The organism is Bacillus sp. PS95 (assembly GCF_037963565.1).
Lineage (GTDB): Bacteria > Bacillota > Bacilli > Bacillales > Bacillaceae > Bacillus > Bacillus subtilis.
Genome location: NZ_CP150160.1, coordinates 1,485,346 through 1,504,517, shown reverse-complemented (window position 1 = coordinate 1,504,517; position 19,172 = coordinate 1,485,346). Strand labels below are relative to the sequence as shown.

The window sequence follows — 19,172 nt, the reverse complement described above, 5'->3', positions numbered from 1 at the left end:
TTATGCACCCGCCACAGAATTGATTAAACCTGAAAAAAGCGAAAATACAACTAAAATTCCGAATAGAATGATTGCTGAAATCCACCCGGCTTTTTTGGAGATGCCTCCCGTTTTGTGAAGTCCGATTGCTAATAATACAAAGCTCCAGATGCTGAAAATTTCAAAGGTATTTAACACGCTGGCAAGAGCCCCGTCAGATGGGATAATCCCTGCCAGTGACGTCGTGCTGTAAAGAGGATTCACGTCAGTCGTAAAAGCAACGATTCCATTAACCAATAATCCGAGACTGCTAATTAAAGAGACAAACAGACCGAGAGAAAGCATTTTTTTATATGTCGTAACTCCGCCTGATATTTTTACACAGAGCCAATAAATAAGAGGGGCAATAAATAATGCTGCGATACCGCCGATAATAGCGCCTGCCATTCCGCCAAATTTGGTTATTGTTGCGACAGTTTCCATTTGTTCAGCAGATAGCCCTTGCGTATCCTGGCTTTTCAAAAGCTCACTATAATCCGTACCGAGTGATTGCAGCACGGCACCGACGATGATAATTGCTGCAACAATCAAAAGCGGTCCCCATACAGCCGGCCTTTCTCTTATTCTTTCAAATTGAACGGACGGACTTGTGATTACTCCGAAAAGTGAAGGCTTTTCAGTCGCCGTTCCGCTGTTTTTTTCTACATTCGTTTCCATTTCAAAACCTCCTTGAGAATATCTAACAAATAGTACGGGAAGGATATCAAAAAGTTTCATGTTTTTCTAATAAATTTCCAAAAGCCTTCAATATTGAAGGCTTTTCATATTATTCTATCGCTGTGCTGTATTGCGCTTTCACAAGCCCGGCATAAATGCCTCCTTTAGCGAGCAGCTGATCATGGTTCCCTTCTTCTATTTTCCTGCCGTGATCAAGAACAATGATGCGGTCGGCGTCGCGGATCGTAGACAATCTGTGAGCGATCATCACTGCTGTACGCCCTTTCAGAAGCGTTTTTAACGCTTGCTGAATTTTTACTTCTGTCTCTGTATCAATGCTTGCCGTTGCTTCGTCAAGGATGATAATAGCCGGATCGGCGAGCAATGCTCTTGCAAATGAAATAAGCTGACGCTGACCGGCAGACAGTACGCTGCCCCTTTCCTCTACCTCTGTTGCGTATCCTTCCGCTAAATCGGAAATAAACTCATCCGCTCCGACCGCTTGGGAGGCTTTCATCACTTCTTCATCCGAAGCATTTGGCCTTCCAAAACGAATATTTTCCATGATGGTCCCAGAGAAAATAAATGTATCTTGCAGGACAATGCTGATTTGAGAGCGCAGACTGGCAAGGGAAAGATCCTTAATCGGTATACCGTCTATTTTAATGGTGCCTCCGGTCGCATCATAAAAACGGCTGATTAAATTGGCAATCGTCGTCTTCCCGCTCCCTGTATGCCCGACAAGCGCAAGCGTCGAGCCCGCCGGAATAGAGAAAGAAATGGCGTAAAGGGCTTTTCGTTTTTCATCATACGAAAATTCAACCTCTTCAAAACTGATCTCCCCATTTATCTTTTCATTATGAATGGCATTCGGCTTCTCCTTGACATTTGGCTGTTCGTCCAGAAACTCAAAAATCCGTTCTGATGATGCCATCCCCATTAACAGCTGATTATAGACCTGACCCAGTCTTGAAATAGGTTCCCAAAACATTCCCAGATAGAAAGCAAAAGAAACGAAGACGCCAATCGTAATGGTTTCATTCATGATGAGTGTGGCTCCATACCAAATCAAGACAGCCGTCCCAATCGCATTCGTCATTTCTACCAGCGGACGGAACATGGCATTTTTTCTAGTTGCTTCCCGCCATGATTCGTAGTTCTCCTGATTGACACCGTCAAAATACGCCATGTTTTCTTCTTCCTGCGTAAATGCCTGTGTGACCCGGATGCCCTGAATGCTTTCGTTTAGATGAGAGTTGAGCTTCGATTGCTTCAGCCGTACCGTTTGCCAGGATCGGCGTATTTTTTTTCTGAGACTTGTTGAAATAAAAAACATAATCGGCAATGTCACCATGATGGCTATAGTCAGCTCAGGGCTCAGCGTAAACAAAATAATAATCACGCCGGCCAGAAGCAGCAAGTCGGTCAACAAATTGATGACTCCGCTTGTAAAGAGCTCCTGAAGAGAGTTAATATCATTCATGATCCTGACTAAGATCGATCCCGCCGACCGCTGATCAAAAAATCGATGGGATAAGCGCTGCACATGGGTAAATAAATGCTGTCGCAAATCGTAAATGACATGCTGGCCAAGCTGATTCATCCACCTGATTCTTAACACATTGGCGGCGTAATTGAGGACATATAAACCGCTAATAATAAAAATGAGCTGAATCAGCAGCTCCGAGTTTCTCCCTGTAATCGCATGATCAAGAACATAAACGCCGATCAAAATGGGGATCACAAGCTTCACAGCAGTGCCAATTAATACGGTGAGAAAAGAAAGCGGCAAAATTGTTTTTCGATATGGTTTGACATAGCTCAGCAGCCGCCACATTTGAGCCCAGTTAAACGGCTTTTCAATGATTTCATCTGAAGAGTAATAGAAACGCTCTAAAATCCCCTGTTTTTTCACTTGTTTCATTTGGCCCCTCCCTATCCGACCTCATGCGGCTCATTAATCATTTTGACATCGCGGTATTGCAAATCGTAAATCTTTTTATAGTAGCCGCCTTTTTCAAGAAGCTCATGATGTGTTCCCCTTTCACGAATGCGCCCTTTATTAAAAACGAGAATTTCATCGGCGTGTTTCAGTGAAGAAATGCGGTGAGCGACGATAAAGGTTGTGCGGTTTTTCATGACTTCTTTTAAGGCAAGCTGTATGCTGTGCTCCGTTTGCATATCTACTGCACTTGTGGCATCATCCAATATTAAAATGCTCGGGTTCAAGCAGATGGCTCTCGCAATGGCAATACGCTGTTTCTGCCCGCCGGAAAGCCCCATTCCCCTCTCTCCCAGCATGGTGTCATACCCATCAGGAAGCTCCATAATAAAGTTATGAGCCTGCGCCCTTTTTGCCGCTTCGATGACGTCTTCCATTGAGGCATCCGGCCGCCCATACGAAATATTTGATCTAATCGTAGATGAAAACAGGAAGGATTCTTGAAGTACGACCCCGATATTGGAGCGAAGGGTTTTTAACGAATAATCCGTGATTGGTTTGTGATCAATGGTAATCATTCCGCCAACAGGACTGTAAAATCTGGTGAGAAGCTGTGTCACTGAGCTTTTGCCTGAACCTGTCGGGCCCAACAGTCCGATTACCTTCCCGCTGTTTGCCTCAAAGCTTACATTGCACAGCGCGTTTGTTTGTTCTTTCCCGTATGCAAGAGAAACATTTTTGAAATGGACATCTCCGGTTAATTTTTGTTTATGCAAAGCATGAGGATGATCTGTAATGTCTTCTTCTTTTTCCAGAATGTCGAGCAGGCGTTCCCCTGACGCTTTTGCTTGAGAGAACATATTGATGACAAAACCTAAGTTCATAATGGGCCACATCATATAATTGACAAGGCTGAAGAAAGCAACAAGCTCGCCGGGATTGAGCTGATTTTGCATAACCAAGTAACCGCCGTATGAGAGGAGAGCTACAATACAAATGTTACCAATGAACTCCATTAAAGGGAAATACGCAGACCAGATGGATGATGTTTGTAAATACTGCGCCCTGTATTCTGCATTGGCTTTATTGAAAGTGCTGATCTGAAAATCTTCCCTTGAAAGAGATTTAACCGTATTAATGCCGCTGATATTTTCTTGGACTTTTGTATTGAGTTTCGCAAACGATTGGCGGATGCCTCTGAAGGCGGGATGGACTCTTTTGTCAAACCGGTATACCGCAACCGCGAGAAATGGCAGAACAGCTATTGTCACAAGCGTGAGAGGAACAGAATAGTAAAACATAACCGACAGGCTGATGGCTACCAGCAGGCCGAAGCGAATGAGCTCAGCGAGACCGTATGATAAGAAAAAACGAAGCCCTTCAACATCAGCAGTCAGCCTGGACATCAAATCTCCTGTTTTCGCGTTATCATAGTAAGAAAAAGAAAGCCGCTGCAGTTTTTCATACAGACCATTTCTCAGCCGATAAACGGATTTGATCCCGAACATATCACCTAAATACTGATGAAAAAAGGTAGCCATTCCTTTCAAAACCATTACCGCAATAAATCCTAAGCTGACCCACGCCGCAAGCTGATACTGCCGTCCCAGCACGATCTCATCAATTGTAATTTGCAGGATAATCGGATAAACGACAGTAATTGCAGTCATCAAAAGCATGGCTAGAAGCGACCACATAAACACTTTTCTGTACGGCCAATAATACATTTTTAATCTTTTAAATGTCTCCATATCCAGCACCTTTCCAACATTTATCATCTTCACTATATCGATACCCGAAATAAATTTCTATTATTTTTCAAAATTTCAGTCTAATTATGGAGTGAGTCTCTTACTTTATAGGGAGTAACATATGTAGAATAAACGCTTACAGAAAATCATTGTATGCTGGGGATACTCGGGGATATGCCAATGAAATACAGAAAAACCGGACGGCTGAAATGCCGTCCGGTTTTCATCCCCCGCTGACCGGCGGTATGATGGCTACCGTGTCACCTGAAGATACAGAGGTATTTTCTTTTACATAGCTTTCGTTAACGGCAATCATAGCCGTATCAATAGATTCAAGACCGTATTGTTCTTTTAGACTCGCTTTTATTTCATCTGTGGTTGCTTGTTCCATATCTATTTCTATTGCTAGTGTACCGGCCTGTTCAGCAAGCCCTGCAAATAAAAGAATTTTAATCATGCTGCTCTCCCTCGCTTAGGTCTGGTTTTCCGTTCGGATAAGCTGTCGTTTCTAGCTGGTCGCCGATCCATTGCTCACCGTCTTCCCAAATTTCTTTTTTCCAAATCGGCACAATCTGTTTAATTCGTTCAATCGCATACTCATTGGCTTCATATGCGGCTTTTCGATGGGGAGAAGATACAGCAATCACCACCGCTGCTTCACCGATATCGAGCACACCTATACGGTGCGTGATCGCAGCTGAGGCACCTTCCCATTTTTCTTCGATTTCAGCGCCGATTTGAGCAAGCATTTGCACGGCCATCGGTTCATATGCCTCATATTCAAGCCGAACCGTTCTTTTTCCGTTTGTCCATTCCCGAACCGTACCAATAAATGTCGTAATGGCTCCTGCTTCCCGTTTCTCCACTTTTTTGATGATGTCTTCAGTATTAATGGGTGTTTTCGTAATCTCAAACCGTTCCATTATGCAGACTCCCCCTTCAGCTGTGAAAGCACAAAATCCACGGCAACCGGATCATCCGCATGAAAAACGGGTAATCCCTGATGCTCTGTCATATGCTCTTTTTTTCTATAGATGATGGCGATTATATTTACTGCTTGCAGCGCTTCCAGATCTTCCTTTTCACTTAGGATAACCACTTTAGGATAAGGGGCTTTTTTAAAGCCTTCAATCAGAAGACAGTCTGTTTCGAGAAATTGGTATAACTCGATTAGCCGTGCCAAATCCCAATTGCGGCGGGCAGTCAGCTGTAACACACCAGCACCTTCTACCGCTGTTACACCAGCACCTGCCGCCTTGTAACGGTCCGTGTCTTTTCCTTCCGTGAGCGTTTGCGGTTCACCGCCGTGACCATGATGCTTCAGGCAGCCCAAATGGACTCCCTGTTCAGAGGCTTTTTCAAGAATGCGCTCAATAAACGTTGTTTTCCCGCTGTTTTGAAATCCTACAACTTGGACGATCGGGAAAGGACGGACCAAGGCCATTCACTTCCATTCTCTTCTCTGATGAGCAGTACTTGAACCGTTCTGCCAGATTCGTAGCCTCGCGTGCCGCCCGGCAGGATAATAAATGCATTGGCATCTGCAAGTGATGTGACAGAGCTCGACTTATCTAAGCCAACGGGTGTCGCCAACAGCTTCCCTTCCTGATGGTGCACGAGCGCACGAACAAATCGGGTAAATGGGTTCGGCTTCGGAAAATCCTTGGTCAAAACTGCTTCCGCACAAATTGAATGCGGTGTTTCATTGAGCAGCCATGTCTGGATTATCGGTTTGACAAACAGTTCAAAACCGACATAGCATGCCGACGGATTACCTGAAAGGCCAAACAGCAGCATATCGTTTGCATGCGCCACCGTTGTCACGCTGCCCGGGCGCATGGCAACTTTATTAAACAGCACGTCCGCTCCGAGTTTTTCATAGATCGCAGGCAAAAAGTCAAAGTCACCGACTGACACACCGCCAGTTGTGATCAGGAAATCCACTTTTTTCATCGCTTCTTTAACTGCAGCAAAGCTTTTATCCAGTTCATCAGAGATTTTCCCTAAATAAAGCGGTGTTGCGCCTGCTTCTATCGCTTGCGCATATACCATACTCGCATTGCTGTTGCGGATTTTTCCCGGTTCCAGCGGATCACTGACATTCAGCAATTCGGTACCGGTTGCGATAATCCCGACTACAGGCTTTCTCACGACAGGCACAGATGCGTATCCGAATGTTGCCAAAAGAGCCGTCACTCCTGGTGTCACCCGGGTGCCCTTTGTCAGTAAAACACTCCCTTTTTGAGCGTCCTCACCTGTTTTTGAAATATTATCCCCCGTCTGAAAGCGGCGTTTTAAAGACATAAATGACTTCCCATTCTCCTCAAAGGTTTGAGTCAATTCAATCATGACGACTGCATCTGCCCCTTCAGGGATTTGCGCGCCAGTCATAATCCGCACGGCCTGAAACGGGCCAAGTTCTTTTTCAGATACTGCTCCTGCTCCAATATGGTCAATAACTTCAAACCGAACTGGGTTTTCACGTGAAGCTTCTGCCGTATCGCACGCTCTGACAGCAAAACCATCGTATGGCGAACGGTCAAACGCAGGGACGTGGTGATCCGCAGTTATATCTTCGGCTAAAAACCGATGAAGGCTGTCTTCAAGCGCCACCCATTCTGTTTCACCTTGTTTTTGAAAATGGCAGACACGCCGAACTGCCTCGTCTACCGGTATCGGTGTTCTTTTCTCCAGCATTCTGACCCCTCCTGTTGTTACAGTCCAATCACTCTTGCCAACACGGAGTTGGCTTCTTTCACATCATTTGTTCCATGCACCAGTGCCCGTCCGTCATTGAAAATGACAATTCTGAAATCCTCGTAAAAAATATGCAGCAAAAACGCATTAGCCTCGACCTTGCCGATTGTTTTCAGCCGCTTAATGAGCTCCTGTTTCGGGATTCTTTTTAATGATTCTGACCTTACCTGCACTGTATCACGGCCGCATAGTACAGCAGCTTTTGGTGTGTTCCAATCCTGAAGATAAGGATATACCGCATTTGCTCCGCAAGATGGGCATTCCTCATGGCGTACATGATTAACGTTAATCTTCATATGCGAATTGTTCCAGACATCAAATGTCACAAAACCCCGCTGTATTGCTTCTATTTGGCCGGTTAACAGCTTAAATGCCTCAGCCTGCTGATATGCTGAAACGATATGCACAGCAGGCGGAATAATACCGGCAGTATCACACGTCGCCCCGCCAACAGGAATTTGCTCAAACAAACAAGACAGACAAGGGGTTTCTCCGGGAATGACAGTCATGAACATTCCCTGGCTGCTTACACAGGCGCCATAGACCCAAGGTGTCTTTGTTTTCTGGGCAAGATCGTTTATCAGCATGCGGGTTTCAAAATTATCTGTCGCGTCAATCACGACATCTGCTTTTTCAATCAGCGGCTCAAGCGTTTCGGCTGTTCCTTCGGTAACATACGCCTCAATATGTATCTCGCTGTTAATCGCTGATAGATGCTCTTTGGCAGCCATGGCTTTCGGCATGCGGAGTTTGGCATCGCTTTCTGTATAAAGCTGCTGCCTTTGAAGATTGCTCCACTCCACATAGTCACGGTCAATAATGGTAATCGTACCGACTCCCGCTCTCGAAAGCCCTTCAGCTCCTGCAGTGCCGAGCGCTCCCGCTCCGACAATCAGCACATGGCTGTCTGCCAGTCTTTTCTGGCCCTCTTCCCCAATTTGCTTAAATCTGATTTGCCGTGAATAACGTTCCTCCATCAAACCTGTTCTCCTTATCTTTTATGTCATCTTATCATGTTATTGCCCCGTCAGTCCCGCTTGAGGGAGTTCGATTTTTCTTCCAAACAGCTAAAATCATCACGTGTATTAATGTTGATAAACTCTGCCGGGTTTGCTCCGATATTTTCAGCCTGTACGTAACAAACCGAAATTCTGCCTAATAAATCTGATATTCTCAACCTCTTCTCAGAAAGCTGATCGTATAGAACTGGCATGATACGTTTGTGGTAAATCGCAATCAATGGCTGCACTTGTCCGTCTGAAATTGGGACTACCGCGTCCGCACCGGCAATCATCAGACGTTTGAGCTCCAGCATCGTCCTTCTTTGTATCAGCGGTGTGTCACAGGAAAGAACAGTATAAAGATCACCGTCTGTCTTTTTAAAAGCGGTATATATACCAGCCAATGGCCCCATGCCTTGAAATGGCTCAGCATCTTGATACACTTCATTTTCACCGTTTTCTTGAAATCTATCAATAAATTCGGGACGGCTGATGATAACCGTTTGTTCTCCAAGTGCCTCTTTAGCGCATTCGTAAAGCATCCTGCCCTTCCATTTGACAAACGCCTTCGGTTCTCCAAAGCGACGTGAGGCTCCCCCTGCCAGCAGTACGTTTACATGCTTCATATCATCTCACCTCTAGTTTCGTTAAAAGCATAGCAAAAGCAAAGGCTCAACGCTACTGCTTGTCTGTTTATTAAAGAGGAATAGCTGTTCAGTATTTGCATATTGTAGTGTTAACATCATGAGGGAGATGGTTCGAATGAAAAGATCAGGTCCTTTTTTCCACGACGTGTCTCAGGAGAACCTTTATTTAAAATCCGAGCTTTCAAGGTGCCATAAGCTGATTGCTGAACTTGAAGCAAGCTACTTTCATCAGAAAAATAACAAACTGCTCAAAGAAAATACCGATATGAAAGAAAAACTCCAGCAGCTGTCTGCCGAATTAACACATATGTCAACAAAAGAAAAACATGCCTCCCACACCAGCCAAACCCTGCACCAAATAAGAGCTGAACTGCTTGATAAAATCGTTGTTTTGCAGGAGCTTCTATCTGCTGAAACCTATAAACGCAGAGCCGAAATCGAAGAAAAACATAAACTTCATATTGCTAAAGTCAAAATCGAAGAAGAAAATAAAAATCTTCATAAACGGATCAGCGAACTTCAAGCCTCGATTGAGCAGGAACAAAATGCACTGCTTCAGGCAAAACAGCAAGCCGAATTGATAAAAGCCGAAAATGGGCGTCTAAAAGAGCAAATGGTAGAAAAAGAATATCAGCTAAAACATATTAAAATAGAAGTTGATCATATGAAAGATCGAATCATAGAAACGAAAGAAAGACTGCTAGACATAGAAAAAACGAAAGAAAAATTATTTCACGAAACTATTATATCGTATAAACGGCAGCTTGATGAAAGCGATGCCTGGATTGCTTCTCATTTTGCCGATATTGATGGCGGCACGAAACAAAAAGAAAAAACGGAAGAAGAAGCTCCAGCGGCCTACGCGCAGCCATACCATGTAGAGACTATCCTTGAAGATGTCACCAAACAGATACATGTGCTTCAAAAACAGCTTGCCCGCGCCCAATCATCAGACCAGGCCAAGAGCCATACAATCGAAGAGCTGAAAAACAGAGCCGCTGAAGAAAAGCCTTATCAAAAGTGGGTGTATAAGCTTAATCTTGAAAAAGAAAACAAACCTTCACAGAAAAAACCTCAATAAAAAAACTGCTTGAGCGATGCCAAGCAGTTTTTCTTTATATTTATTCATTAGCTGATTCAGCAGATTCGATTTCACCCTCTAAAATGTACTGCCCGCGATATGGTTTTTTCACTTCCGGGTACATTTTAATTAAGCTTTGCATAAACGTTGTCATATTAGGGATTTCAAGACCGCTTTCTTTTTCAATCTCTTTTTGAAGCTCCGAGCTCTTAATCGCCGCGTTGTGGCGTTTTAATGTTTTAATAGCAGCTTCACGCAGCTTAGCTGCTTTTGATCCCGGTCTTGCCGTTCCTCTTCTTCTTCGTGTTGTTCCGTCTGGTATACCGGCAGGAAGAGAGGAAATAGATTGAAGCTGAGGCTGAACAGACTGCTGCTGTGATTGCGGCTGATAGCTTCTGATTTCCTGAGCCGCAAGCTCAGCGAGAACCGGCAGAGAGTCAGGTTTTTTTTCAGAACGGAAATCCTTTTTGATTTCGGAAGGGCTTCCATTTCTGTCCAGCTCTCTTAATTTTGCGTATATTTTATCACGTTCAATTTGATATTCACGAATGACTTTCACTTCAGCTTCATTTAATTGTTCTAACCGCAAGCGCAAAGCTTCTCTTTCATTAAACATTCCTCAATGTACCCCCTATCAAAATTAACATCTTTAATTAAGATATTAGATTACAAAAGTAATTTTATCAACTATTATTTTAGCATTTTACTATTATATTTACTCTATGAAAAATTCCTTATTTTCTGAAAAAATTTTATTTTTCAAAAGAGTCCTTTATTCTCAAGGGGTCAAGGGTCTTTCTAGTTTATTTGGTATAATGTTGAAAATATATATTTTACTTACTTCTTTAAAGAAATTTAGTGTAATATCTACAATTTTCGAGTTATGAGATATGAGATTTATCTAAAATTGAGGAAAAACATCAAAAATTAGCTGTGTTTTTTAGCGTATCAATCAATCAAATCATCAATTCATATACCCAAATTTGGAAAAATAAGCTTCTTACTCTTCTTCCATTGCTTTTTGCACAAATAAAAAACCTGATGTGATCAGGTTTTTAGGAAATACTATTTAGTCAGATGCCTATTCCGTTTCAGCCAGAACGCGGTTCACACGTTTTTCAAGCATTTTCATACCGCTCCCGCCGGCTTGGAAGTGACGGAGCTGTCCTGTTTTATCAAACACATAATATGCAGGTACATATTCATTTTCAAATACATCGGTTAAAGCATGGTCACTGTCAACAAAAATCGGCTGAGTGATATCGTGTTCAGCGGCTGTTTCTTTAATTTTACCAAGGTCAAGATCATCTTCGGAACGGGGCATATGCACAGCTACAACATTCAGTTGATCTTTATATTTATCACGAAATTCATTCACTTGCGGCATCGCTTCTTTACACAAGTGACAGCTGATGGACCAGAAATGAATAAGCGTCGGCTTTTCCCCGATCAATTGCTCTCTCGTCACTTCACCATTTAACCAAGCTTTTTCTCCCGTCAATTCAGGCATTGGCTGACGTAATTTCATTGCATTTCCCTCCTATTAAACAGAAAAGCCTAACAAATATGCTAAACCTTTTTCGTTCTTAGAAAGATTTACAGTGTTTTTTGGCCTGGTTTCCAGTTAGCCGGACAGAGTCCGCCAGTCTGCAGCGCCTGAAGAACACGAAGCGTTTCATCCACATCACGCCCAATGTTGTTATGGAAAACAGTTTGGTATTGGAGCTCCCCTTCAGGATTAATAATAAACAATCCGCGCAAAGCCACACCTTCTTCTTCGATTAAAACGCCATATTCCCGGGATACCTCATGGTTTGTATCAGCAGCAAGCGGGTATTTCAGCTGGCCAAGACCGTTTTCTTTGCGGTCTGTATTGATCCAAGCTAAATGAGTATGGATGGTATCAGTTGAAACCCCGATGACTTCTGCATCAAGATCTTCGAACTCGTCATAGCGGTCAGACATTGCTGTAATTTCTGTCGGACAAACAAAAGTAAAGTCCATTGGATAGAAGAATAGCACTGTCCATTTGTCGTTTTTCATGTTTTCCTCAAGACTTACTTTGCCGAATTCTTTGCTTGCAAGGACTGCTTCCATTTCAAAACGAGGAGCTTGTTTACCTACCATACGTTCTGCCATATGTATCCCTCCAATTTATTGTTTGGCTTAAAGGTCAAAATCGCATGAAAATAAAGGGTGATTAACCATTTTTAGTTATATTGCAATGCTATTATATAAAAGCAGATTCCCTGAGTCAATTTTTAACAAATCATGTATGTCTTTGGCTTCGACATTTTTGAATAAAACGTTTAACATGGTCATGTACAGGGTAACTAGTCTCAATGTGCAGCAATCAATTAGAAAAGGAGCTCAACATGGACTTTATTAAACAATATGATTGGGCGGGACTGATTACAAATGCCGGTGTTCTGCTCATTAAACTCGCCATTATGATATTGCTCTATTTTATCGTTCGATCATTAGGCATGAAAATCATTAAACATCTGTTTGCAAAATTCGAGGAGCAGAATAGCTTGTCTATCGGACGTGCACATACGCTCCGAAGCCTGACTCTTAACATATTTGCTTATACATTGATTTTCATATTTTTCGTCATGGTTCTAGATTTGTTTCATTATGATCCAAGCGCTCTTTTAGCGGGGGCAGGAATCGTCGGCCTGGCTGTCGGATTTGGCGCCCAAGGGCTTGTCAGTGATATCGTGACAGGTTTTTTTATTTTGCTTGAGAAACAATTGGATGTCGGAGATTATATTACCGTTTCCACCTTTGACGGAATTGTCGAGCAGGTTGGCTTAAGGACAACTCAAATCCGCAGCTTTGACGGAACACTGCATTACATCCCCAACAGAAACATCACAAACGTGAGCAATCATTCTCGTGGTACCATGCAGGCTCTTGTTGACATTAAAGTGCCGGCTGAAAGAAATATTGATGAAATGATTCATATTTTACAGCAGGTTTGTGATGAGACGGCAGCGGCTCTTCCACAAATAAAAGAAGGCCCAAATGTCATCGGGATTCAAGAACTGGGGACTTCTGAAATTGTAATCAGGGTCATTGCCAAAACAGAAAATATGGAACAGTGGCGAGTCGAACGAGTGTTGAGAAAAGAAATAAAGAACGCGTTCGACCGCGCTTTCCCTAAAGAAACAGAATAAATAAAAGAACCGAAGCTTTTTGCTTCGGTTTTTATATTACTGAATTCTGCTTTCAACTTCGCTGCAAATTTCTTCAGCCGTCATCCCGGAAGCTGTAATGACAGGTGCTTGTGTTACCGTATCGGCTATCCCTTGCACATTATTATCAAGACCTGTTACGACACAGCAGTCACAGCCTTGAGCATCAGCAGGGCTTTTCATCATTACAACGTCATATCCTTTTTCTTTTAAAGCAGCTTCTACATCTGATAATGATTGTTCAATTCCAATTTTTTTAGCCATTTTTGAACACCTCCGTTTACTAGAGTGCTCATTTTATGGAATTTTATTCTTTCATTTGTACTTAATTGGCATAAACAGAAAAATAACCTGTCATGACATGAACCGCTGTTTCTATCGCATTTTCATCGGGATTCAGCTTAGCATGATGAAGCCCATGTTCAGAATCAGCGCCGAGCCAGAACATGAAGCCGGGATATTTTTTCAGCATGTAGCCAAAATCCTCTCCAGTCATTGCTTCTTTTGCTTCAATTACTGTCGCCAGTTGATGTTCAGCAACAAAAGACATAAATTCTTCTGTTAATCCGCTCGTATTGTAAACTTGGTGATATACAGACGGATATGTCACTTTTCCTTTGCAGCGGAATCCGATTTCGATTCCTTTCACTACATCTTCAATCCGTTCCTTTACTTGTTTCATCGATTCTTCAGAAAGCGTGCGGATCGTGCCTTCCAGGTGGGCCGTTTCCGCAATGATATTTTGTGCCGAGCCTCCGGTAATGGTACCAACTGTAATAACAGCACTGTCTAGCGGATCTGTGTTTCTGGAGATAATCGTTTGCAGCTGAGTGACAAGTGTACTTGCCGCTACAACCATATCCTCAGCCAAATGCGGATATGCCGCATGTCCCCCTTTGCCTTCCAGATCGATGACTAGCTCTGATGTATTCGCAAATAGAAGGCCGCTTTTTGTCGCAATGGTGCCTACCGGAAGCTCTGGAGCAATATGAAGCGCAGTGATGAAATCAGGCTGCCACTTTTTTAATACATCGCTCTCAAGCATTGGTTCCGCACCGCCAGGCCCTTCCTCTGCCGGCTGAAACAGAAAAAGCAAATCATGTTTGACTGGGTGGTGAACAAAATGATCAATAATGCCGAGTGCAATCGTCATATGCAAATCGTGACCGCAGGCGTGCATGTTGCCGTGATGCTCTGATGCGAATGGAAGACCAGTTTGCTCTTCTATAGAAAGCGCATCGATATCCGCTCTGTACGCCAGCATTTTTTCCGGCGCCGTCCCGTTCACTTTTACAAAAAGCCCTGTTCGCCATTTCTCAATTTCAATTCTGTCTTGCGGATATTGTTCCAAGACATTTAATAAATACTGCTGGGTTTTGAACTCCTGAAATCCAAGCTCCGGTATACGATGCAGATCTCTGCGAATTGCGATGAGCTCCTCTTTCTTCATTTCTATTCCTCCTGCCTATACGAATAAGGCGTGGATATATTATCCACGCCTTTTTTATCAAACTTTTCCTTACAGCTGGCGTAATTCCTGCTTGATTTCAGTTTTGCCTTTTGTTTTTTCATCAATGTCTTTGATTTTTTTAGCTGGTGTGCCTGCAACGACAGTGTATGGCTCAACGTCGTTTACCACGATCGCTCCCGCAGCAACAACAGCTCCTTTACCTACTGTTACACCTTCAAGCACAACAGCATTTGCGCCGATTACGACGTCGTCTTCAATCACAACCGGTTTAGCGGATGGCGGCTCAATAACGCCCGCAAGTACAGAACCCGCGCCGATATGGCAGTTTTTTCCAACAGTAGCTCGTCCGCCAAGCACAACGTTCATATCAATCATTGTGCCTTCGCCGATGACTGAACCGATATTAATAGAAGCACCCATCATGATGACTGCGTTATCACCGATTTCAACTTGGTCGCGGATGATCGCGCCCGGCTCGATACGCGCTTTGATGTTTTTAAGATCAAGCATTGGGATCGCAGAATTGCGGCGGTCATTTTCAACCACATAGTCTTCGATTTTGCTTTGGTTTTCTTCGATTGCTGTTTGGATTTCGCTCCACTCACCGAAAACGACACCAGTGTTTCCGTTGATAAAAGCTTTCGCAGATTCGCCGAAATTGATTCCTTCCAGCTCACCTTTCACGTAAACCTTTACGGGTGTTGATTTTGTACTATTTTGAATAAATGAAATAATTTCATTTGCGTCCATCATTTTCATATGTATAGTCCTCCTCCTGATTTTCTACCTCATTACTGTATCAAAGGAAAGATACAAAGACAAGAAAAAAAGGAACAGCCGTTTTAGCAGTTCCCAGTGAGTGATCAGACAGCGCACCCGCTTTTCTTTGCGAATTGTCTCCCAAAGTTTATTAATTCTTCCTCTTCTTCACCTTCTGGATTATTTTCGATTTTTACCGAAGGCAGCACAATGTCTCCACCGCGTTCTTTTATTTTTGCCTCTAGCGTATCAACCGCTCCGCAGAAAAATTCATATGCTGTATCACCGGAACCGAATACAGCGCATGTTTTGCCGGAAAAATCAATCTCATCCATGTCTTCAACAAGATCTAAAAATTCATCAGGCAGATCTCCGTCTCCCCACGTATAGGTTCCCATTATGACATGGTCATAATCGGTAAACAGCTGGGCATCATCAATATCCATTGCTTCGAAACGGTCTACTTCTGCTTCCGCCTCCTGTAGCCCCTTTTCAATCAAATCTGCCATAGCTTCAGTGTTGCCTGACATTGTTGCATAAACGAGCAAAATCTTCGCCAATTCCTTGTTCCTCCTCTAATGAATCATTGCTGAAACTTCGTACGGCTGGACAAATTTACATTCATACAAGCCTGCGCAAAAGAAATTCTCTTTCTGATTGGCCACTCTCCATCCATGCCCCTTAATGGTATCGAACCATTTTAACGACCGGGCTTCGAGATCAACCTGGTAAATTCTAGAAAAACCATTTTCATCTTGTGTTGTAGTGACATATATAATGCCATCATCCTCTGAAAGATCAAGAAATGATTCTTCATTTCTGATCATACTGGATTGTATGGTGAATTCTTCACCATTCAAAAGATTCCTTACAGTGACAGCACCGTGCTTTCCTTTCACAGAACCCATCGCCGCCACCAGCCAATTTTCATTGAACACGAGCATGGATGCCGTCATCCGGTTTTTTTCTTTTTTGACAACTTGGACAGTGTCACGCTTAATGTCGTAAGCCCAAATGCCGCCAAAATATTCGTGTATTTGCGTGCCGATAAAAAGATTGCCCCCGTGAAGGCATAACGACCGGATAACAGGGGGATTATGAAATTCGGCAAAAGGTTTGGCTACGCGCCATGAGACACCAAAATCATCCGATACATAAATACAATGCTTACCGTGGGCGCAGACAAACCCGTTGTTTCTGCCGATAATCGCCCACACTGTTGCATTTGTCGGAAAGCTCGACATCGTCCAGGTTTTCCCTTCATCAGCCGAACGAATGACTGTTCCCTTTTCACCAACGCCAAATAAGTAAGGCCCTATGTAGCTGATACAGTGTATCTTACTTTTCAAACGAAAAAGCTTTCTCCAGCCCTGCTCCAAAGAGTAATGAAAAATGCCTTCTCTTTGTACCGCCACAAAATATCCAGAAAACGCCGATGCCGTAACAGCGGTTGCCCCTTTATGAAACATGGATTTTTTCCTTGTTCATATAATCTGCCCATGCAAGAAAACCTCTCGCAAACGCTCGGCAGCTTTCCACATCTTCATCTGTTTCAGGCGCTAATTCAATTTTTAGTGTTTCCTGGTAAACAGCAGCTCCCGCCTCTTGCAGCATGACATTGAACAAATTCACCGCTTCGCAAAACTTTGGATAAGAATAATCGCCAGACCCGAAGCAGGCTGTTTTTAAACCATTAAGCTGAATCTGTTTGACCTCTTCGAAAAAATCCTCCGCTTCGTAGGGCAAATCGCCGTCCCCCCATGTATAGGTGCCAATCAGTACATAATCATAGGAGGTTAAACAAGACGCATCCATATCATCTATCTCGACACAATCGATATCCAACTCATATTCCTGAAGCGTATCTTTTATTATGAAGGCAATGTCTTCTGTATTTCCTGACATGCTGGCATATGTAATCAAGGCTTTAGCCATGTTATCACCCCATTAATTGATAATGATTTTCAATATCATATGTATCACTTTAAATGATAATGATTTTCATTGTCAACAGATAAATAAAAAAAAGACAGCACCTCGCTGTCTTTAAAATGGATTTTCCTGATCCAGCATATCCTTTATCACTTGTACAAAAGCTTGAACTTGTTTCAGTTCAAAGGCAGGCTCATAGCCTAATAACCATGTATCCCGACCGATCGGATGCCCTTTCATGTCTAAAAGAGGCATTTTATTCACTTTATCTTCATTTTGAAGGGTAACAGACGGCAAAATGGCATACCCGATTCCGTGCAGCGCCATCTGTTTGCACGTTTCAATCTGATCAACCAATATCGTCTGTTTCGGCGACGTTTTAAATTTTTGATGCCACCAGTGCTGAATTTCCTGAAAATAAGTGCTGTCACTTTTAAACTGGATAAACGGCCGTTCTGTATGGGCAATATCTTCAATGCAGGAAATTTCAGTATCCACTAAATACAGATGATCTGTCATTAAGTAATCTTTGCGCCCCTTCCACTCAGGGTTGCCTCTTATAATGCCGATATGAACCTGATCCTCATACAAGCTTTTCAGCATTTCGCTGCTCCACCCGGTTATGAGCGAGATCTTTGCATTCGGATACTTTTCCACATACGTCTTCAGGACTTTAGGGAGCCAATGCTGACCGATTATGGAGGCGACGGCAAGCTTCAATGTGCCGTGAATTTCACCTTCAAGCTCGTCAATATTTTCTCTTATTCTTTCCTGCTCTAATGTCACATCATTCGCAAACTGAATGATTTTCTCACCGGCGGGCGTTACCGTTAATCCTTTTTGGGATCTTAAAAAGATTTTTGTTCCCCACGCCTTTTCAATGGTTTGTAAGCGCTGAGATAAAGCCGGCTGAGATACAAAAAGCCGTTCTGCCGCCTTTCTCATATTTAATTCCTCAGCTAAAACTACGAGCATATGAAGCTCTTGAAGCTGCATGTCGTCCTCCTTTTTGTTATCAATAAGTTTTTCTTATCTCCCATTCTAATAAAATCTTAGTTTCTTATTCAAGCCCTATTCTCGTTTAAATTATGTATACGCTTTCTTTTTTCGCTCTGGCTATATAATAAAAATAGGCCGTACAGCCTACTTATTCAACGAGCGTATATGCTTATTCAATTCCTTTAAAACGACTCTTCTCGTAAAAATCCCTTCAAATACCTGCTCGTCATTTTCAACACAGACAAATCCGTTATTAATGACCATGCCGAATCCCTTCATAATCGGATCATTGATATGAAGGCGCGGAATGTCGGTCAGCATGACTTCCTCAACAGTGATTTGGTCAAGCTTTTCAAACTCAATTCGCTCAAGTCCAAAAATACTGTTCATGATCATATTTGTCCCGATTAAGCCATGTAAACGGTAAGAAGGATCCAGAACCGGGATGGCTGTGTATCCGGTTTTTGTCAATACTAATAATGCATGCTCAAGGTTATTTCCGACTTGCACGTGCGCTACTTTATCCGCCTCAATCATAAATTGTCCGACTGTTGCCTCAAGAAGTTGATCTGATTGTAAGCTTATCATGTTTTCGACCCCTTTTCATTTTCATCATCAATACATTCCCTATATTGCAATAATATAAACTTTATCAGTATTTGTCGAAAAGTTTCCTTTCAATAAAAAAGATACTCTTTGTGGAGTATCAATTATAGGGTGTCCCATTAATTTTCAAATCGAAATCGGTCGTATAGCGTTACAAGTTTTTTGTAGGTGGTTCCGTCAACGTTTTTGGTCCCTGTCTCTATATCGTTGATCTCACTGCTTAATAGCTCGATGGCATACTCATGGTTGATCAGGATATTCAGCAGAAGTTTTTGTTCTTCTTCTGTAAATCGTTCACCGATAAGACTCATTCGCAATCAGGCCCCCTGTTTT

Annotated in this window: 23 protein-coding genes; 2 read left to right on the top strand and 21 right to left on the bottom strand. The window is 42.8% G+C overall.

Annotated elements, in window-relative coordinates; all coding sequences use genetic code 11:
- From yknW to NSQ12_RS08000, 9 genes are all read right to left on the bottom strand, one after another.
- Window positions 1–696, bottom strand: coding sequence for a toxin SDP protection protein YknW (gene yknW / locus NSQ12_RS08040; protein ID WP_014479677.1), 696 nt, complete (start codon window positions 694–696; stop codon window positions 1–3).
- A gap of 109 nt (window positions 697–805) precedes the next feature.
- Window positions 806–2,620, bottom strand: a complete 1,815-nt coding sequence (locus NSQ12_RS08035; RefSeq protein ID WP_230488532.1) for an ABC transporter ATP-binding protein — start codon at window positions 2,618–2,620, stop codon at window positions 806–808.
- 11 nt (window positions 2,621–2,631) lie between these two features.
- Complete coding sequence (locus NSQ12_RS08030) at window positions 2,632–4,389, bottom strand: ABC transporter ATP-binding protein (RefSeq protein ID WP_029317738.1); 1,758 nt, start codon at window positions 4,387–4,389, stop codon at window positions 2,632–2,634.
- Window positions 4,390–4,612: 223 nt separating this feature from the next.
- A complete protein-coding gene (gene moaD, locus NSQ12_RS08025) occupies window positions 4,613–4,846 on the bottom strand; it encodes a molybdopterin converting factor subunit 1 (RefSeq protein WP_230488533.1) in 234 nt (77 codons plus the stop codon).
- Entirely contained in the window at window positions 4,839–5,312 is a 474-nt protein-coding gene (locus NSQ12_RS08020; protein ID WP_015715811.1) for a molybdenum cofactor biosynthesis protein MoaE, read from the bottom strand. The genes moaD and NSQ12_RS08020 overlap by 8 nt, the downstream gene beginning before the upstream one ends.
- Complete coding sequence (mobB, locus tag NSQ12_RS08015; protein ID WP_042974935.1) at window positions 5,312–5,833, bottom strand: molybdopterin-guanine dinucleotide biosynthesis protein B; 522 nt, start codon at window positions 5,831–5,833, stop codon at window positions 5,312–5,314. Before mobB ends, NSQ12_RS08020 begins: the two co-directional genes overlap by 1 nt.
- Window positions 5,794–7,086: a gephyrin-like molybdotransferase Glp gene (gene glp / locus NSQ12_RS08010; RefSeq protein ID WP_029317736.1), complete on the bottom strand. Its 1,293-nt coding sequence runs from the start codon at window positions 7,084–7,086 to the stop codon at window positions 5,794–5,796. Before glp ends, mobB begins: the two co-directional genes overlap by 40 nt.
- Window positions 7,087–7,103: 17 nt before the next feature.
- Window positions 7,104–8,123 carry a molybdopterin-synthase adenylyltransferase MoeB gene (locus NSQ12_RS08005; protein WP_032721477.1) on the bottom strand — a complete coding sequence of 340 codons (1,020 nt, stop codon included), beginning with the start codon at window positions 8,121–8,123 and terminating at the stop codon, window positions 7,104–7,106.
- Window positions 8,124–8,173: 50 nt separating this feature from the next.
- Window positions 8,174–8,773: a molybdenum cofactor guanylyltransferase gene (locus NSQ12_RS08000; RefSeq protein ID WP_003232376.1), complete on the bottom strand. Its 600-nt coding sequence runs from the start codon at window positions 8,771–8,773 to the stop codon at window positions 8,174–8,176.
- 136 nt (window positions 8,774–8,909) lie between these two features.
- Between NSQ12_RS08000 and cse15 the strand changes: the two genes are divergently transcribed.
- Window positions 8,910–9,875, top strand: coding sequence for a spore protein Cse15 (gene cse15, locus NSQ12_RS07995; RefSeq protein ID WP_076457764.1), 966 nt, complete (start codon window positions 8,910–8,912; stop codon window positions 9,873–9,875).
- Window positions 9,876–9,915: 40 nt separating this feature from the next.
- Here the strand turns inward: cse15 and rok are convergent, their stop codons facing one another.
- The 3 genes from rok to ahpA form a co-directional block, all read right to left on the bottom strand.
- A complete protein-coding gene (gene rok / locus NSQ12_RS07990) occupies window positions 9,916–10,491 on the bottom strand; it encodes a transcriptional regulator Rok (RefSeq protein WP_003232378.1) in 576 nt (191 codons plus the stop codon).
- Between the two features lie 465 nt (window positions 10,492–10,956).
- Window positions 10,957–11,403, bottom strand: a complete 447-nt coding sequence (ykuV, locus tag NSQ12_RS07985; RefSeq protein ID WP_088325783.1) for a thiol-disulfide oxidoreductase YkuV — start codon at window positions 11,401–11,403, stop codon at window positions 10,957–10,959.
- A gap of 68 nt (window positions 11,404–11,471) precedes the next feature.
- Window positions 11,472–12,014 (bottom strand): biofilm-specific peroxidase AhpA, encoded by a 543-nt coding sequence (ahpA, locus tag NSQ12_RS07980; protein WP_003245371.1) that lies wholly within the window; start codon window positions 12,012–12,014, stop codon window positions 11,472–11,474.
- A 236-nt stretch (window positions 12,015–12,250) separates the two neighbouring features.
- Here ahpA and mscT point away from each other — a divergent pair, with 236 nt between their 5' ends.
- Window positions 12,251–13,054: a small-conductance mechanosensitive channel protein MscT gene (gene mscT, locus NSQ12_RS07975; RefSeq protein ID WP_003244994.1), complete on the top strand. Its 804-nt coding sequence runs from the start codon at window positions 12,251–12,253 to the stop codon at window positions 13,052–13,054.
- A 36-nt stretch (window positions 13,055–13,090) separates the two neighbouring features.
- Here mscT and NSQ12_RS07970 read toward each other — a convergent pair whose 3' ends face one another.
- From NSQ12_RS07970 to abbA, 9 genes are all read right to left on the bottom strand, one after another.
- On the bottom strand, window positions 13,091–13,336 hold the full coding sequence (locus NSQ12_RS07970; RefSeq protein ID WP_003232382.1) for a YkuS family protein: 246 nt from the start codon (window positions 13,334–13,336) through the stop codon (window positions 13,091–13,093).
- 61 nt (window positions 13,337–13,397) lie between these two features.
- Complete coding sequence (locus tag NSQ12_RS07965) at window positions 13,398–14,522, bottom strand: N-acetyldiaminopimelate deacetylase (RefSeq protein WP_038428899.1); 1,125 nt, start codon at window positions 14,520–14,522, stop codon at window positions 13,398–13,400.
- A 69-nt stretch (window positions 14,523–14,591) separates the two neighbouring features.
- Window positions 14,592–15,302, bottom strand: a complete 711-nt coding sequence (gene dapD / locus NSQ12_RS07960; RefSeq protein ID WP_003218680.1) for a 2,3,4,5-tetrahydropyridine-2,6-dicarboxylate N-acetyltransferase — start codon at window positions 15,300–15,302, stop codon at window positions 14,592–14,594.
- Window positions 15,303–15,406: 104 nt separating this feature from the next.
- Complete coding sequence (locus tag NSQ12_RS07955; protein ID WP_339176435.1) at window positions 15,407–15,862, bottom strand: flavodoxin; 456 nt, start codon at window positions 15,860–15,862, stop codon at window positions 15,407–15,409.
- Window positions 15,863–15,877: 15 nt separating this feature from the next.
- Window positions 15,878–16,771, bottom strand: a complete 894-nt coding sequence (locus NSQ12_RS07950) for an exo-alpha-sialidase (RefSeq protein WP_339176434.1) — start codon at window positions 16,769–16,771, stop codon at window positions 15,878–15,880.
- Entirely contained in the window at window positions 16,761–17,237 is a 477-nt protein-coding gene (locus tag NSQ12_RS07945) for a flavodoxin (protein ID WP_014479661.1), read from the bottom strand. Before NSQ12_RS07945 ends, NSQ12_RS07950 begins: the two co-directional genes overlap by 11 nt.
- 111 nt (window positions 17,238–17,348) lie before the next feature.
- Complete coding sequence (gene ccpC / locus NSQ12_RS07940; RefSeq protein ID WP_003232387.1) at window positions 17,349–18,230, bottom strand: transcriptional regulator CcpC; 882 nt, start codon at window positions 18,228–18,230, stop codon at window positions 17,349–17,351.
- 147 nt (window positions 18,231–18,377) lie between these two features.
- Window positions 18,378–18,821, bottom strand: a complete 444-nt coding sequence (cbpB, locus tag NSQ12_RS07935; RefSeq protein WP_003218674.1) for a cyclic-di-AMP-binding protein CbpB — start codon at window positions 18,819–18,821, stop codon at window positions 18,378–18,380.
- A 137-nt stretch (window positions 18,822–18,958) separates the two neighbouring features.
- Complete coding sequence (gene abbA / locus NSQ12_RS07930; protein ID WP_010886502.1) at window positions 18,959–19,156, bottom strand: AbrB antirepressor AbbA; 198 nt, start codon at window positions 19,154–19,156, stop codon at window positions 18,959–18,961.
- Window positions 19,157–19,172 lie beyond the last annotated feature (16 nt).

Excerpts from the sequence above, each read along its gene's own strand:
- rok (WP_003232378.1), bottom strand. The coding sequence starts at position 10,491 with ATGTTTAATGAAAGAGAAGCTTTGCGCTTGCGGTTAGAACAATTAAAT.
- ahpA (WP_003245371.1), bottom strand. The coding sequence starts at position 12,014 with ATGGCAGAACGTATGGTAGGTAAACAAGCTCCTCGTTTTGAAATGGAA.
- NSQ12_RS08005 (WP_032721477.1), bottom strand. The coding sequence starts at position 8,123 with ATGGAGGAACGTTATTCACGGCAAATCAGATTTAAGCAAATTGGGGAA.
- ccpC (WP_003232387.1), bottom strand. The coding sequence starts at position 18,230 with ATGCAGCTTCAAGAGCTTCATATGCTCGTAGTTTTAGCTGAGGAATTA.
- mobB (WP_042974935.1), bottom strand. The coding sequence starts at position 5,833 with ATGGCCTTGGTCCGTCCTTTCCCGATCGTCCAAGTTGTAGGATTTCAA.
- NSQ12_RS08035 (WP_230488532.1), bottom strand. The coding sequence starts at position 2,620 with ATGAAACAAGTGAAAAAACAGGGGATTTTAGAGCGTTTCTATTACTCT.
- ykuV (WP_088325783.1), bottom strand. The coding sequence starts at position 11,403 with ATGAAATTACGTCAGCCAATGCCTGAATTGACGGGAGAAAAAGCTTGG.
- dapD (WP_003218680.1), bottom strand. The coding sequence starts at position 15,302 with ATGAAAATGATGGACGCAAATGAAATTATTTCATTTATTCAAAATAGT.
- NSQ12_RS07950 (WP_339176434.1), bottom strand. The coding sequence starts at position 16,771 with ATGTTTCATAAAGGGGCAACCGCTGTTACGGCATCGGCGTTTTCTGGA.
- NSQ12_RS07965 (WP_038428899.1), bottom strand. The coding sequence starts at position 14,522 with ATGAAGAAAGAGGAGCTCATCGCAATTCGCAGAGATCTGCATCGTATA.
- moaD (WP_230488533.1), bottom strand. The coding sequence starts at position 4,846 with ATGATTAAAATTCTTTTATTTGCAGGGCTTGCTGAACAGGCCGGTACA.
- cse15 (WP_076457764.1), top strand. The coding sequence starts at position 8,910 with ATGAAAAGATCAGGTCCTTTTTTCCACGACGTGTCTCAGGAGAACCTT.
- cbpB (WP_003218674.1), bottom strand. The coding sequence starts at position 18,821 with ATGATAAGCTTACAATCAGATCAACTTCTTGAGGCAACAGTCGGACAA.
- NSQ12_RS08020 (WP_015715811.1), bottom strand. The coding sequence starts at position 5,312 with ATGGAACGGTTTGAGATTACGAAAACACCCATTAATACTGAAGACATC.
- NSQ12_RS08000 (WP_003232376.1), bottom strand. The coding sequence starts at position 8,773 with ATGAAGCATGTAAACGTACTGCTGGCAGGGGGAGCCTCACGTCGCTTT.
- mscT (WP_003244994.1), top strand. The coding sequence starts at position 12,251 with ATGGACTTTATTAAACAATATGATTGGGCGGGACTGATTACAAATGCC.
- NSQ12_RS07970 (WP_003232382.1), bottom strand. The coding sequence starts at position 13,336 with ATGGCTAAAAAAATTGGAATTGAACAATCATTATCAGATGTAGAAGCT.
- glp (WP_029317736.1), bottom strand. The coding sequence starts at position 7,086 with ATGCTGGAGAAAAGAACACCGATACCGGTAGACGAGGCAGTTCGGCGT.
- NSQ12_RS07945 (WP_014479661.1), bottom strand. The coding sequence starts at position 17,237 with ATGGCTAAAGCCTTGATTACATATGCCAGCATGTCAGGAAATACAGAA.
- yknW (WP_014479677.1), bottom strand. The coding sequence starts at position 696 with ATGGAAACGAATGTAGAAAAAAACAGCGGAACGGCGACTGAAAAGCCT.
- NSQ12_RS08030 (WP_029317738.1), bottom strand. The coding sequence starts at position 4,389 with ATGGAGACATTTAAAAGATTAAAAATGTATTATTGGCCGTACAGAAAA.